The sequence below is a fragment of the Pseudomonas sp. B21-021 genome, from assembly GCF_024749205.1.
GTDB classification, from domain to species: Bacteria; Pseudomonadota; Gammaproteobacteria; order Pseudomonadales; family Pseudomonadaceae; genus Aquipseudomonas; species Aquipseudomonas paraglycinae.
The window spans coordinates 3,186,244-3,200,418 of sequence record NZ_CP087192.1 but is presented as its reverse complement, the minus strand read 5'-3'; the positions used below and the strand labels follow the sequence as shown (position 1 = coordinate 3,200,418).

Below are 14,175 nucleotides of genomic sequence, written 5' to 3'. Positions count from 1 at the left end.
TCCCGAGTGCAAAAAAGTATCGATTCAAGTGCTAGGGATGATTTGTCAGCCCTGCGTTAGAAGGCTGTAATCAGTGCACATTCTTCCCCCGCCGGAAGAACACAAAAACAATAACTGTCCTTCTGCCCCCGCCGGGTGCAGAAAAGGAGTGCACGATGCAACCCACTGCAAAAGCTCTGCTGGCCCTCACCTGCATGACCCTCAGCAGCGTCAGCCTTGGCGCCCAGACCCTGACCATCGCCACCGTCAACAACAGCGACATGATCCGCATGCAAAAGCTCTCGAAAACCTTCGAGACCGAGCATCCGGACATCAAGCTCAATTGGGTGGTGCTGGAAGAAAACGTTCTGCGTCAACGCCTGACCACCGACATCGCCACCCAGGGCGGTCAGTTCGATGTGTTGACCATCGGCATGTACGAAGCCGCACTCTGGGGTGCAAAAGGCTGGCTCGAACCGATGAAGGATCTGCCGGCCAATTACGCCCTCGACGATGTGTTCCCGTCGGTGCGCGAAGGCCTGTCGGTCAAGGGTTCGCTGTACGCCCTGCCGTTCTACGCCGAAAGCTCGATCACCTATTACCGCACCGACCTGTTCAAGGACGCCGGCCTGACCATGCCGGAGCGTCCGACCTGGGAACAGATCGCCGGCTTCGCCGAAAAACTCACCAACAAGGACAAGGAGCAGTACGGCATCTGCCTGCGCGGCAAGGCCGGCTGGGGCGAAAACATCGCGCTGATCACCACCGTGGCCAACGCCTATGGCGCACGCTGGTTCGATGAGCAGTGGAAACCGGAATTCAACGGTCCGGAATGGAAAAACGCGCTGAACTTCTACGTCGACACCATGAAGAAGTCCGGTCCGCCCGGTGCATCCAGCAACGGTTTCAACGAAAACCTCGCCCTGTTCAACAGCGGTAAATGCGCAATGTGGGTCGACGCCAGCGTCGCCGGCTCGTTCGTCACCGACAAGACCCAAAGCAAGGTCGCCGATCACGTCGGCTTCACCTACGCGCCGCATCAGGTCACCGACAAAGGTTCGGCGTGGCTGTATTCGTGGGCGCTGGCGATTCCGACCAGCTCCAAGGCCAAGGATGCCGCCAAGCAATTCAGCGCCTGGGCCACTTCCAAGGAATACGGCGAACTGGTCGCCAAGACCGACGGCATCGCCAACGTTCCGCCGGGCACCCGCGCGTCGACCTACAGCGACGCGTACATGAGCGCCGCACCGTTTGCCAAGGTCACGCTGGAGTCGCTGAAAGCGGCTGATCCGAGCAAACCGACCCTCAAACCTGTGCCTTACATCGGCATCCAACTGGTGACCATTCCTGAATTCCAAGGCGTGGGCACCCAGGTCGGCAAGCTGTTCTCGGCGGCGCTGATCGGCCAGACCACGGTCGACCAGGCTTTGACCGCCGCCCAGCAAACCACCGAACGCGAGATGAAGCGCGCGGGTTATCCGAAGTAATCCGCAAAGCTCGCTCCTGCCTCCTGTGGGAGCGGGTTTGCTCGCGAAAGCGGTGTATCAGTGAAACATTTGCTGTCTGACACGACGCCTTCGCGAGCAAGCTCGCTCCCACCGGGGATCTCCATAGGTCTGTATGACTCGGTTGTGATCACCATGAATACTTCAACTGCCAAAGCCCACATCGACCTGTCGCAGCCCCGGCGCAAAAGCCGTGTGGCCAATCCCGGCTGGTTTCTGGTCAGCCCTTCGGTGGCCCTGTTGCTGCTGTGGATGATCGTGCCGCTGGGCATGACCGTCTATTTCTCGATGATCCGCTATAACCTGCTCGACCCGGGCACCAACGAATTCGTCGGGCTGGAAAACTTCACCTACTTCCTGACCGACTCCGGCTTCATGCCCGGCGCCACCAACACTTTGCTGCTGGTGGGCAGCGTGCTGCTGATCAGCGTGGTGTTCGGCGTATTGATCAGTGCGCTGCTGGAGGCCAGCGAGTTCTTCGGTCGCGGCATCGTGCGGGTGATGCTGATTTCGCCGTTCTTCATCATGCCCACGGTCGGCGCTTTGATCTGGAAGAACCTGATCTTCCACCCGGTGTCCGGGATCCTCGCCTACATCTGGAAACTGTTCGGCGCGCAACCGGTGGACTGGCTCGCTCACTACCCGCTGCTGTCGATCATCATCATTGTCTCGTGGCAATGGCTGCCCTTCGCGATCCTGATCCTGATGACCGCCATGCAGTCCCTCGACCAGGAACAGAAAGAAGCCGCCCGCCTCGACGGCGCCGGCCCGATCGCGATCTTCTGGCACCTGACCCTGCCGCACCTGGCACGCCCGATTGCCGTAGTCGTGATGATTGAAACCATCTTCCTGCTATCGGTGTTCGCCGAAATCTTCACCACCACCAACGGTGGCCCCGGCTACGCGTCGACCAACCTCGCCTACCTGATCTACAACCAGGCGCTGGTGCAGTTCGACGTCGGCATGGCCTCGGCCGGCGGCCTGATCGCCGTGGTCATCGCCAACATCGCCGCGATCATTCTGGTGCGGATGATCGGCAAAAACCTGACTGACAAAGCCTGAGGCCTGCCATGACTCTTCAACAATCCCGCCGGCTGCAAAGCCTGCTGCTCGGCACGCTGGCCTGGGCCATCGCGATCATCATTTTCTTCCCGATCTTCTGGATGGTGCTGACCAGTTTCAAGACCGAAATCGACGCCTTCGCCACGCCGCCGCAGTTCATCTTCACGCCGACGCTGGAGAATTACCTGCACATCAATGAGCGCAGCGACTACTTCAGTTTCGCCTGGAACTCGGTGGTGATTTCCTTCAGCGCCACGGCTCTTTGCCTGCTGATTGCGGTGCCGGCGGCCTACTCGATGGCGTTCTACGAAACCCAGCGCACCAAGGGCACGCTGCTGTGGATGCTCTCCACCAAGATGCTTCCGCCGGTGGGCGTGCTGATGCCGATCTACCTGCTGGCCAAAAGTTTCGGCCTGCTCGACACACGCATTGCGTTGATCGTGATCTACACGCTGATCAACCTGCCGATCGTGGTCTGGATGGTTTACACCTACTTCAAGGACATCCCCAAAGACATCCTCGAAGCCGCCCGCCTCGACGGCGCCACCCTCGCCCAGGAAATGCTCCGCGTGCTGTTGCCGATCGCCAAGGGCGGCCTCGCGTCGACCGTGCTGCTGTCGCTGATCCTGTGCTGGAACGAGGCGTTCTGGTCGCTGAACCTGACCTCGTCCAAAGCCGCGCCACTGACCGCGCTGATCGCCTCCTACTCAAGCCCTGAAGGATTGTTCTGGGCCAAGTTGTCGGCTGTCTCGACCCTGGCCTGCGCGCCGATCCTGATCTTTGGCTGGATCAGCCAGAAACAACTGGTGCGCGGCCTGTCGTTCGGCGCCGTCAAATAAGAATTCGCATGAGGAGCGCCACCATGGCCAACCTGAAAATCAAGAATCTGCAAAAAGGCTTTGAAGGTTTTTCCATCATCAAGGGCATCGACCTTGAGGTGAACGACAAGGAATTCGTGGTGTTCGTCGGCCCGTCGGGCTGCGGCAAATCCACCCTGCTGCGACTGATCGCCGGCCTTGAAGAAGTCAGCGGCGGCACCATCGAACTGGACGGGCGCGACATCACCGAAGTGAGCCCGGCCAAGCGCGATCTGGCGATGGTGTTCCAGACCTACGCGCTGTACCCGCACATGACCGTGAAGAAAAACATGTCGTTCGCCCTCGATCTGGCCGGCGTGCCTAAGGCTGAAGTCGAGAAAAAAGTCGGCGAAGCGGCACGGATTCTCGAATTGGGTCCGATGCTCGAGCGCAAGCCGAAACAACTGTCCGGCGGCCAGCGTCAGCGCGTTGCCATCGGCCGGGCAATCGTGCGCAACCCGAAAATCTTCCTGTTCGACGAGCCGCTGTCCAACCTCGACGCCGCCCTGCGAGTACAGATGCGCCTGGAGCTGCTGCGCCTGCACAAGGATCTGAAAGCGACGATGATCTACGTGACCCACGATCAGGTCGAAGCCATGACCATGGCCGACAAGGTCGTGGTGCTCAATGGCGGCAAGATCGAGCAGGTCGGCTCGCCGCTGGACCTGTATCACAACCCCGCCAACCTGTTCGTCGCCGGTTTCCTCGGCACGCCGAAAATGGGCTTCCTCAAGGGCCAGATCGTGCGGATCGATGGCGCGAGCTGCGAAGTCTCGCTGGACGCCGGCACCCGCATCACCCTGCCGTTCAATGCGGCGAACCTGAGCGTCGGCAGCGCCGTGACCCTGGGCATTCGCCCGGAACATCTGGAACTGGCGCAAGCGGGCGACTGCACCCTGCAAGTCACCGCCGACGTCAGCGAACGGCTGGGCAGCGACACCTTCTGCCACGTCAAGACCAACGCCGGCGAAGCCCTGACCATGCGCGTACGCGGTGATCTGGCGAGCCGATACGGCGAACAACTGAACCTGCACCTGGACGCTGCCCACTGCCATCTGTTCGATGCCGACGGTGTGGCGCTGACCCGCCCGTTGCGCGCGGCCGCCTGATTTCGAGACTGACCCGATGAAACTGAACAAGCAAAACCTCAACCGCCTGGCCGCCGAAGTGAAACTGCCGGCCTACAGCCTCAGCGACACCCGCCAGGGCATCGCTCACATTGGCGTCGGCGGTTTCCATCGCGCGCATCAGGCGTATTACACCGATGCGCTGATGAACACTGGCGAAGCGCTGGACTGGGCCATCTGCGGCGTCGGCCTTCGCGCCGAGGACCGCCGCGCCCGGGACGACCTCAAGGAGCAGGATTACCTGTTCACCCTGTTTGAACTCGGCGACAGCGACGACACCGAAGTCCGCGTCATCGGCGCGATCCGCGACATGCTGCTGGCCGAGGACAGCGCCCAGGTGCTGATCGACAAACTCGCCGACCCGCAGATCCGCATCGTCTCGCTGACCATCACCGAGGGCGGTTATTGCATCGATGACAGCAACGGCGAGTTCATGGCGCACCTGCCGCAGATTCAGCACGATCTGACGTACCCGCAACAGCCGAAAACCGTGTTCGGTTTCCTCTGTGCGGCGCTGGCCAGACGGCGTGCGGCGGGCATTCCGGCGTTTACCGTGATGTCCTGCGATAACCTGCCGCACAACGGAGCCGTCACCCGCAAGGCACTGCTGGCCTTCACCGCGCTGCTGGATCCGGACTTGCGCGAATGGATCGACGCCAACGTCAGCTTCCCCAACGCCATGGTCGACCGCATCACGCCGATGACCAGCACCGCGCATCGCCTGCAACTGGCGGACAAACACGCCGTCGACGACGCCTGGCCGGTGGTCTGCGAACCGTTCGTGCAATGGGTGCTGGAAGACAACTTCGTCAACGGCCGCCCGGCCTGGGAAAAGGTCGGCGTGCAGTTCACCGACGATGTCTCGCCCTACGAAGAGATGAAGATCAAACTGCTCAACGGCAGTCATCTGGCCCTGACTTATCTGGGCTTTTTGAAGGGTTACCGCTTCGTTCACGAGACCATGAACGACCCGCTGTTCGTGCGCTACATGCGCGCCTATATGGACCTGGACGTGACTCCGCAACTGGCGCCGGTGCCGGGGATCGACCTGACCGAGTACAAGGACACGCTGGTGGCGCGGTTCTCCAATCAGGCGATTGCCGATCAACTGGAGCGGGTTTGCTCGGATGGGTCGTCGAAGTTTCCCAAGTTCACTATTCCGACGATCAATCGGTTGATTGCCGATGGGCAGGAGACCAAACGGGCAGCGTTGGTGGTGGCGGCCTGGGCGCTTTACTTGAAGGGTGTGGATGAGAATGGCGACACTTATTCGATTCCGGATCCTCGGGCGGCGTTTTGTCAGGCGTTGGTGGCGGAGGATGCCTTGATCACTGAGCGGTTGTTGGGGGTTGAGGAGATTTTCGGCGTGGCGATACCGCGTTCGCCAGAGTTTGTTGCGGCGTTCGAGTGGTGTCTGAACAGCTTGCGAGAAGACGGCGTGACACGAACTCTGGAAAAAATTCTCGTCGCCTGATCGTTCCCACGCTCTGCGTGGGGATGCAGCCCGGGACGCTCCGCGTCCCATTCAACAGCGGACGCAGAGCGTCCATTGAGGCATTCCCACGCGGAGCATGGGAACGATCTTTGTGGAGAGCATATGACAACCCAGCAACTCTTCCTCGGCATCGACTGCGGCACCCAAGGCACCAAAGCCATCATCCTCGACGCGGTCAGCGGTCAGGTTCTCGGCCAGGGCGCCGCCGCCCACACGATGATCAGCGGCGCCAACGGTCGTCGCGAGCAAGACACCGCGCAATGGCTGGAAGCCTTCGCCCTCGCCACCCGCCGCGCTTTATTGGCGGCAAATGTCGACGGCCAGTCGATCCAGGGCATTGGCGTTTCCGGCCAGCAACACGGCCTGGTGCTGCTCGACGATCAAGGCCAGGTCCTGCGCCCGGCCAAGCTTTGGTGCGACACCGAAACCACGCCTGAAAACGATCGCCTGCTGACTCACCTCGGCGGTGAACAAGGCTCGCTGGAGCGCCTCGGCGTGGTCATCGCGCCGGGCTACACCGTCTCCAAACTGTTGTGGACCAAGGAACAGCATCCGGATGTGTTCGCCCGCATCGCACGAATCCTGCTCCCCCACGACTACCTGAATTTCTGGCTCACCGGCCGTGCGTGCAGCGAATACGGCGATGCGTCCGGCACCGGCTATTTCAACGTGCGCACCCGCCAATGGGATCTGCAGTTGCTGCGTGACATCGACGCCAGCGGACGTCTGCAATCCGCGCTGCCGGAGCTGATCGAAGCCCATCAAGCGGTCGGCACGATCCTGCCGGCGGTTGCCGAACAGCTGGGGATCAACCCCAACGCACTGGTGTCCAGCGGTGGCGGCGACAACATGATGGGCGCCATCGGCACTGGCAATATTCAGCCGGGCGCGATCACCATGAGCCTCGGTTCTTCCGGCACGGTGTACGCCTACGCCGAGGCACCGAAGGTCAGCCCGGATGCGTCGGTCGCGACCTTCTGTTCGTCCAGCGGTGGCTGGCTGCCGTTGATCTGCACCATGAACCTGACCAATGCCACTGGTGCGATCCGCGAACTGTTCGACCTCGATCTCGACGCCTTCAACGCCTTGGTGGCCCAGGCCCCAATCGGTGCCGAGGGTGTCAGCATGCTGCCATTCCTCAACGGCGAACGCGTGCCTCCCCTGCCCCACGCCACCGGCAGCCTGCATGGCCTGACGATCGATAACCTGACGCAAGCCAATCTGTGCCGCGCCGCCGTCGAGGGCACCACCTTCGGCCTGCGTTATGGACTGGATCTGTTGCGCCAGAATGGTTTACAAAGCCGCAGCATTTGCCTGATCGGCGGCGGTTCGAAAAGCGCCGTGTGGCGGCAGATCGTCGCCGACATCATGAACACCCCGGTGATCTGCACCGAGCAGAGCGAAGCCGCAGCGCTGGGCGCGGCGATTCAGGCGGCGTGGTGCAAGTCGTGGTCGAACGGCCACGAAGACACTCTGGCCGATCTGTGCCAGCGCTGCGTGAAGCTCGACCTGAACAGTGAAACCCTGCCGGTTGCCGCCAATGTCGCGGCGTTCCAGCAGGCCTATGAACGCTATCGACTGCATGTCGCAACCTTATAAAGAGCAAACAACTATGTACCTGGTGTGTGGCGAAGCGCTGTTCGATTTCTTCAGCGAAGACGATGCCGGCGGACAGGCATCGAAAGTCAATTTCAAGGCGATTGCCGGTGGCTCGCCGTTCAACGTGGCGGTGGGTTTGCGCCGGCTGGGCGTGGATTCGGCGCTGTTTGGCGGGTTGTCCACCGACTACCTCGGCCGGCGCTTGCAGCAAGTGCTGCAGGATGAAGGCGTAAGCCCGGACTATCTGGTGGATTTCGCTGCGCCGACCACGCTGGCGATGGTCGCGGTGGGCGCCAATGGCTCGCCGCATTACAGTTTCCGCGGTGACGGCTGCGCAGACCGCCAGTTGAGCCTGGCGCACCTGCCAACGTTGGGCCCTGAAGTGCGCGGTTTGCACTTCGGTTCCTTCTCGCTGGTGGTGCAGCCGATTGCCGATACCTTGCTTGCGCTGGTGCAACGTGAAAGCGGCAAACGCCTGATCAGCCTCGACCCGAACGTGCGCCTCAACCCCGAGCCGAACATCGACCTGTGGCGCGAACGAATCGCTACGCTGGTGCCGTTGGCGGACTTGATCAAGGTCAGCGACGAGGATCTGAGCCTGCTGTTTCCCGAGCAGGATCCGGCGCGCGTCATCGAAGGCTGGCTGCAGCATCGCTGCCAGGTGGTGTTCCTGACCCGTGGCGGTGAAGGCGCGACCGTGTTCAGCCGCGCTCACGGTTCATGGTCGGTGCCGGCAAGCTCCGTGAAGATTGCCGACACCGTCGGCGCCGGCGATACCTTCCAGGCCGCGTTGATCACCTGGCTGACCGAGCACGAGCTGGATTCGGTGGAAGGCGTGCAGCGCCTGAGCCGCGAGCAGATCGACGGCATGCTCAGGTTTGCCGTACAGGCCGCCGCCCTTACATGCAGTAAAACAGGTCCGGATTTGCCTTATCGCCACCAGTTGACCTGACCGCGTAGACTGGCGCCCTTTTTTGCACGACGGGATGACGGCTTTTGAATTCGGGGCGCACGGTTGGACTGTTGGTATTGGCGGCACTATTGACCGGTTGCGGAACATCGCCACCGCGTTCACCGGAAAACCTCTGCGAGATTTTCCGCGAAAAAAGTGATTGGTACGACGCGGCGCAAGTCACGCAAAAACGCTGGGGCGTACCGATCCAGGTGCCGTTTGCGATCATGTATCAGGAGTCCGGCTACCGCTACGACGCCAAGACGCCGCGCAAATACCTGTTGTGGGTGATCCCGTGGGGCCGGGTTTCGACGGCTTCCGGCTATGCCCAGGCCAAGGATGAAGTCTGGTCCGACTACCAGAAAAGCACCGGCCGATATGGCGCCGATCGCGAAGACTTCGATGACGCCATCGACTTCGTCGGCTGGTACATGGACAAGACCACCTCGATCAACGGCGTGTACAAGTACGACGCCTACAACCAGTACCTCAACTACCACGAAGGTTGGGGCGGCTTTCGCCAGAAGACCTACGCCAGCAAGGCTTGGCTGCCGCCGGTGGCGCGCAAGGTGCAGAACCGCTCGGACATGTACGGTCAGCAATACGCAGCGTGCAAGGATGATCTGAATCGCGGGTTCTGGAGCCGGTTCTGGCATTGGCTCTGATCGCAGGCCAAAAAACCATCACGAGTTAACTCGCGATGGTTTTTTTTCGGTTCGGATTTACAACACCGAAAAGTTGTAACTCACGATCAACCGGGTCTCATCCACATCCCGGGCAAAGTTCTCGTAGTTGGTACGGTAAGTCGCATTACGCAACCGCAGGCTGACATCCTTGAACGTCCCGGTCTGAATCACGTACTTCAACTCGCTGTCGCGCTCCCACTCTTTGCCTTCCTGATCGCTGCCCGGCACCTTGATGTGATCGCCATTCACATAACGGGTCAGGAAACTCAGGCCGTTGATGCCGATCGCCTTGAAGTCATAGTCATAACGCAGCTGCCAGGAACGTTCCTGCGCGGCGGCGAAGTCGTTGACCTGCACGTAATTCACCAGATACGGGTTGCTGCCATCCAGATATGGCATCGAGTTGTCACCGTTCATGCGCTGCCAGCCAGCGCTGAAGGTGTGACCACTGATGCCGTAGGACAGCATGCCGCTCAACGCCCGGTTATCGATGGAGCCGGCTTTTGCATCACCGCTGTCGGCGCTTTTCAGCAAACGCAGATCAGCTTTCAGCACGCCGTCACCCAGCGGCTGATTGGCCAACAGACCCACGAAGTGCTGGCGATAGATGTCTTCCAGCTCGGCGTAGTGGTACTGCGCGGTCAGGCGATCGTTGATCTTGTAGTCGAAGCCGTACATGTCGAAATGATCGGCGGTGTTGTTGCAGGCGTAGCGCTTGTTCTTGCAGTGCACGCGGATGTCTTGGGAATCGGTCGAATCCCGGGCGGTGTACTTGTCCAGCCGCGCGGCCATGAAGGTCAGGTCCTTCACCTCTTTGGAGGTCAGCATCGCGCCGTTGAACATGGTCGGCAGCAGACGGCCGTCGTTGTACTTGAGCAGCGGCAGATCCGGCAGCAGTGCGCCGTATTTCAGCACGGTGTCCGAGACTTTCACCTTGGCGGTCAGGCCCATTTTCGCGTACTGACCTTTCGAACCGCGCGGGTTGTCGCCGCTGGACGGCAACAGGCCGCTGTTGCTGCGATCCGGGCTGGAATCGAGCTGGAAACCCGCCATGCCCAGTGCATCGATCCCGAAACCGACGGTGCCTTCGGTGTAGCCCGATTGCAGATTGAGAATAAAGCCCTGCGCCGACTCTTCGCGCTTGGACGCGCCCTGATCACTGGAGGTGTGCCCGTCACGGAAATCGCGGTTGAAGTACACCGTGCGCGATTCGATCTTCGCCGTGGTGTCTTCGAAAAAACCGCTGGCCTGGACCTGCGCGGTAAAACCGGCGCACAGCACAAAGGCTCCGAAGCCAAGCGACTGGCGCGGGGTGATGAGGGGAAATGGGGGACGCATTGAAAACTCCAACAGAACAACGATTGCGCAGAGGCGCAAACAACCAGAAATAGCTCCCGTCCCGGATCGATAAAGAACCGGGAGGCAGTGAACACGCAGGGGTGAAGGGCAATGATGGCAGATGGCTTTGACGTGCCACAGACGACTTTAGTCTGAAACTGACTGGTTGTTCCCGGGTGCCGGATGCGGCGTTCGCGGCAGATCGGTCCATCCGCAAGTACCGGTTTTACTGGGCCAAACCGTGTGTCTAAGGGTTTTCCCTATGGGCTCTGACCACTTCCTCTACGGCATTTGCGCCTTGAACGAGGCGGTTTAATCCTGCACCATCCGCCCACGCTAATCCAAAGGACGGAAATAAAGGCATGCTGGACGCCAACGCTACCCACATTACCCTCACGCTCGAAGGCGCTTCCGCCGACCTGCAAGTCCTCAGCTTCACCGGTCGCGAAGCCCTCAACGAACCGTTCCGTTTCGACATCGAACTGGTCAGCGCCCGTCCCGACCTCAAACTTGAAGAACTCCTGCACAAGCCTGGCTGCCTGACCTTCGGCGCCACTGGCGAGGGCAAGATTCACGGTCTGGTGTATCGCATCGAGCAAGGCGATTCCGGCAAGACCCTGACCCGTTACAGCCTCAGCCTGGTGCCGCAACTGGCCTACCTGCGGCACAACCATGACCAGCAGATCTTCCAGAACCTCACCGTGCCGAAGATCATTGCCCAGGTTCTGGAAGATCGCGGCATCCTGGCCAACGCCTACAGCTTCCAGCTCGGCGCCGAATACCCGGAACGCGACTACTGCGTGCAGTACGATGAATCCGACCTGCACTTCATCCAGCGCCTGTGCGAAGAGGAAGGCATTCATTTCCACTTCCAGCACAGCAGCAGCGGCCACAAGCTGGTGTTCGGCGATGACCAGACCGTGTTCCGCAAACTGAAACCGGTCAACTACCAGCAAGACTCCGGCATGACCGCCGACAAACCGGTGATCAAGCGCTTCAACCTGCGTCTGGAAACCCGTACCAGCCGCGTCAGCCGCCGCGACTACGATTTCGAGAAACCAAAGATCCTGCCTGAAAGCGCGGTCAAATCCGCGTTCATGCCGGATCTGGAGGACTACGACTACCCCGGCCGCTTCACCACGCGCGAGCGCGGCAAGTTCCTCTCGACGCGAGCGCTGGAACGCCATCGCAGCGACTACAAACTCGCCGAAGGCAAAGGTGACGAACCGACCCTGACCAGCGGCCACTTCATGACCCTGGCCGAACACCCGCGCGCCGAATGGAACGATTTGTGGCTGCTGCTGGAAGTCTTCCACGAAGGCAAACAGCCGCAAGTGCTGGGCGAAAACGTCACCAGCGACGTCACCGACAACAAGAGCGATTTCCACCAGGGCTACCGCAACTCGTTCGTGGCCACCCCGTGGGACGCCCACTACCGCCCTGCCCTCGATCACCCGAAACCGAAAGTCCTCGGCAGCCAGACCGCCATCGTCACCGGCCCCGCTGGCGAAGAGATTCACTGCGACCAGTACGGCCGCGTGAAAGTGCAATTCCACTGGGACCGCGACGGCCAGGCCGACGACAAGACCACCTGCTGGCTACGCGTCGCCAGCGGCTGGGCCGGCGCAGCCTACGGCGGCATCGCCATCCCACGGATCGGCATGGAAGTGCTGGTGACCTTCCTCGAAGGCGACCCCGACCAGCCATTGGTGACCGGCTGCCTGTACCACAAGGAAAACGTTGTTCCTTACGACTTGCCGGCGAACAAGACCCGCAGCACCTTCAAGACCCTGAGTTCCCCGGGCGGCAAGGGCTACAACGAATTCCGCATCGAAGACAAGAAAGGCGCAGAACAGATCTACATCCACGCCCAGCGCGACTGGGACGAAAACATCGAGCACGACCAGAAGATCCGCGTCGGCAACGAGCGGCATGACACGGTCGAAGCCAACACCTACAGCGAGTTCAAGGTCGAAGAACACCGCATCACTCATCTGGATCGTGTCAGTGAGATGCGGGCGAATGATCACCTGACCGTGGGCGTGACCCAGCACGTGAAGGTCGGCACCGGGCAGTTTGTCGAGGCGGGCACGGAGATTCATTACCACGCCGGCGAAAAAGTGGTGATCGAAGGCGGGATGGAACTGACGGCGAAGGCTGGCGGCAGTTTCGTCAAGGTTGATGCGGGTGGCGTGACCATCAGCGGTGCGGAAGTGAAGGCCAACACCGGCGGTGCGCCGGGTGTGGGTTCCGGTATTCAGATTCTGGACCCGGTCATTCCATGGGCCGCTGCCAAAGACAAGGCAGGAGCCCTGCTCGTCCCGGCGGCCGCCCAAATGGCATTGGCCAAAGCCGCGCGCAAGGCAGGCGACACCCGCTGCCCGATCTGCGAGGCCTGCCGCGAAGGCAAATGTGATCTGGGAGCCGTGGCATGAGTGATGCACTCAACAACTGGCTGGGCGAACAGTCCCGTCTCGATCGTGTTTTGATCCTCGTGCTCGACAGCCTTGCCGAACCCAACCCGGTCACTTCGTTGTACAGCGCAGGCGTAATGCAGCGCTCGGTGCAGCTCTACCGGCGCACCGAGTACGCCCAGTTCGCCGCCATCAGCCCGTGGCTGAGCGAGCTCGAAAACCCGGGCAACGACGCGTTCACCCAATTGCTGGATGACCCGCAACGCAACTGGGGCTGGATCGGCAGCATGGACAAGGCCGATCTCGACAGCCTGACCCAGCACTGGATCGCACGCATGGTCATCGATGAGGATGGCGACCGCTCACTGTTCCGCTTCCAGGACAACCGCGTACTCGCCCGTTGCCTGGCCAACATGAAAGACACCGAATGGCCGCTGCTGCTCGGCCCGATCAGCAGCGTGCTGTATTGGGATGAGGATCAGTGGAAAAGCGCGGATAACAACAGGCCGGGCATGTATGCGGTGCCGAATCCGGCGCCTTGGCTTCGTACTCCCGAATCAGGCGAACAGGCCAGAAGCATCCTGCGTGACAACCTCAAGCGCTGGTTGCTGACTTACCACGTCGACGCCGCCGCTGCACTGGCAGAAACCCGCGTGGTCAGTGAATGGCTGGAAGAACAGATGGATTTGCTTGATGAGTGGGGCTGGCGAACCGAAGAGCAACGACAGCTGATGCTGAGCCTGCGCCTTTCGCCACCCTGCGCCGCTGACATTGCCTGGGAGCCCATCCCCGGGGAAACGCCGGAACAACACTTCGACCGATGCCAACGAGTGTTCGCAGATCCCAAAGCCGGTGCCACGGCTTGAGGGCGCGACTGTGGATTGCAGTCGCGGCGGTGCCAATACTCGGTGGTTGCAGCTTTGCGCGTCAGATGGCTGAAAGCAGCGTGAGTTACTACTCGTGGGAGCATTTCACGCTGGTTGCTACTGTGCCTGCTAACTTCGGCTTTACCTCCAAGGCCAGTTACTACCCCGTGTCGGGCTACAACTGCGAGATCTATAGCCCCGGACTCGGCGGAAATGTTACGCGCCAACAGCAAAATTCTAATAAAACCGAGGCGAAGACAGAACCGCAGACGGTGTCTACGGACATACCGTTGAG

11 protein-coding genes are annotated in these 14,175 nt (G+C 60.8%); 10 read left to right on the top strand and 1 reads right to left on the bottom strand.

Annotated elements, in window-relative coordinates; translation table 11 throughout:
• The first annotated feature begins 155 nt into the window (after positions 1-155).
• The 8 genes from LOY31_RS14260 (at position 156) to LOY31_RS14225 (ending at position 9,241) form a co-directional block, all read left to right on the top strand.
• Complete coding sequence (locus tag LOY31_RS14260; RefSeq protein WP_221533323.1) at positions 156-1,466, top strand: sugar ABC transporter substrate-binding protein; 1,311 nt, start codon at positions 156-158, stop codon at positions 1,464-1,466.
• Between the two features lie 153 nt (positions 1,467-1,619).
• Positions 1,620-2,546 (top strand): carbohydrate ABC transporter permease, encoded by a 927-nt coding sequence (locus LOY31_RS14255; protein WP_039768250.1) that lies wholly within the window; start codon positions 1,620-1,622, stop codon positions 2,544-2,546.
• A gap of 8 nt (positions 2,547-2,554) precedes the next feature.
• Positions 2,555-3,385 (top strand): carbohydrate ABC transporter permease, encoded by an 831-nt coding sequence (locus LOY31_RS14250; RefSeq protein WP_007957423.1) that lies wholly within the window; start codon positions 2,555-2,557, stop codon positions 3,383-3,385.
• A 23-nt stretch (positions 3,386-3,408) separates the two neighbouring features.
• The gene (locus LOY31_RS14245) at positions 3,409-4,512 is read left to right on the top strand and encodes an ABC transporter ATP-binding protein (protein ID WP_258713569.1); all 1,104 of its coding nucleotides are present in this window, start codon (positions 3,409-3,411) and stop codon (positions 4,510-4,512) included.
• Between the two features lie 16 nt (positions 4,513-4,528).
• On the top strand, positions 4,529-6,004 hold the full coding sequence (locus tag LOY31_RS14240; RefSeq protein WP_085603841.1) for a mannitol dehydrogenase family protein: 1,476 nt from the start codon (positions 4,529-4,531) through the stop codon (positions 6,002-6,004).
• Between the two features lie 123 nt (positions 6,005-6,127).
• On the top strand, positions 6,128-7,624 hold the full coding sequence (gene xylB, locus LOY31_RS14235; RefSeq protein ID WP_258713568.1) for a xylulokinase: 1,497 nt from the start codon (positions 6,128-6,130) through the stop codon (positions 7,622-7,624).
• A gap of 13 nt (positions 7,625-7,637) precedes the next feature.
• Positions 7,638-8,576: a carbohydrate kinase gene (locus LOY31_RS14230; protein WP_258713567.1), complete on the top strand. Its 939-nt coding sequence runs from the start codon at positions 7,638-7,640 to the stop codon at positions 8,574-8,576.
• Positions 8,577-8,620: 44 nt separating this feature from the next.
• Positions 8,621-9,241 carry a lipoprotein gene (locus LOY31_RS14225; protein WP_039768240.1) on the top strand — a complete coding sequence of 207 codons (621 nt, stop codon included), beginning with the start codon at positions 8,621-8,623 and terminating at the stop codon, positions 9,239-9,241.
• Between the two features lie 57 nt (positions 9,242-9,298).
• On the opposite strand, the gene LOY31_RS14220 is transcribed toward LOY31_RS14225, so the two are convergent.
• On the bottom strand, positions 9,299-10,600 hold the full coding sequence (locus LOY31_RS14220; protein ID WP_258713566.1) for an OprD family porin: 1,302 nt from the start codon (positions 10,598-10,600) through the stop codon (positions 9,299-9,301).
• A 362-nt stretch (positions 10,601-10,962) separates the two neighbouring features.
• Between LOY31_RS14220 and LOY31_RS14215 the strand changes: the two genes are divergently transcribed.
• Complete coding sequence (locus LOY31_RS14215; protein WP_258713565.1) at positions 10,963-13,035, top strand: type VI secretion system tip protein VgrG; 2,073 nt, start codon at positions 10,963-10,965, stop codon at positions 13,033-13,035.
• On the top strand, positions 13,032-13,880 hold the full coding sequence (locus LOY31_RS14210) for a DUF4123 domain-containing protein (protein WP_258713564.1): 849 nt from the start codon (positions 13,032-13,034) through the stop codon (positions 13,878-13,880). Before LOY31_RS14215 ends, LOY31_RS14210 begins: the two co-directional genes overlap by 4 nt.
• Positions 13,881-14,175 lie beyond the last annotated feature (295 nt).

Coding starts and splice junctions, on each gene's coding strand:
- LOY31_RS14255 (WP_039768250.1), top strand. CDS start 1,620: ATGAATACTTCAACTGCCAAAGCCCACATCGACCTGTCGCAGCCCCGG.
- LOY31_RS14245 (WP_258713569.1), top strand. CDS start 3,409: ATGGCCAACCTGAAAATCAAGAATCTGCAAAAAGGCTTTGAAGGTTTT.
- LOY31_RS14220 (WP_258713566.1), bottom strand. CDS start 10,600: ATGCGTCCCCCATTTCCCCTCATCACCCCGCGCCAGTCGCTTGGCTTC.
- xylB (WP_258713568.1), top strand. CDS start 6,128: ATGACAACCCAGCAACTCTTCCTCGGCATCGACTGCGGCACCCAAGGC.
- LOY31_RS14250 (WP_007957423.1), top strand. CDS start 2,555: ATGACTCTTCAACAATCCCGCCGGCTGCAAAGCCTGCTGCTCGGCACG.
- LOY31_RS14210 (WP_258713564.1), top strand. CDS start 13,032: ATGAGTGATGCACTCAACAACTGGCTGGGCGAACAGTCCCGTCTCGAT.
- LOY31_RS14230 (WP_258713567.1), top strand. CDS start 7,638: ATGTACCTGGTGTGTGGCGAAGCGCTGTTCGATTTCTTCAGCGAAGAC.
- LOY31_RS14215 (WP_258713565.1), top strand. CDS start 10,963: ATGCTGGACGCCAACGCTACCCACATTACCCTCACGCTCGAAGGCGCT.
- LOY31_RS14240 (WP_085603841.1), top strand. CDS start 4,529: ATGAAACTGAACAAGCAAAACCTCAACCGCCTGGCCGCCGAAGTGAAA.
- LOY31_RS14260 (WP_221533323.1), top strand. CDS start 156: ATGCAACCCACTGCAAAAGCTCTGCTGGCCCTCACCTGCATGACCCTC.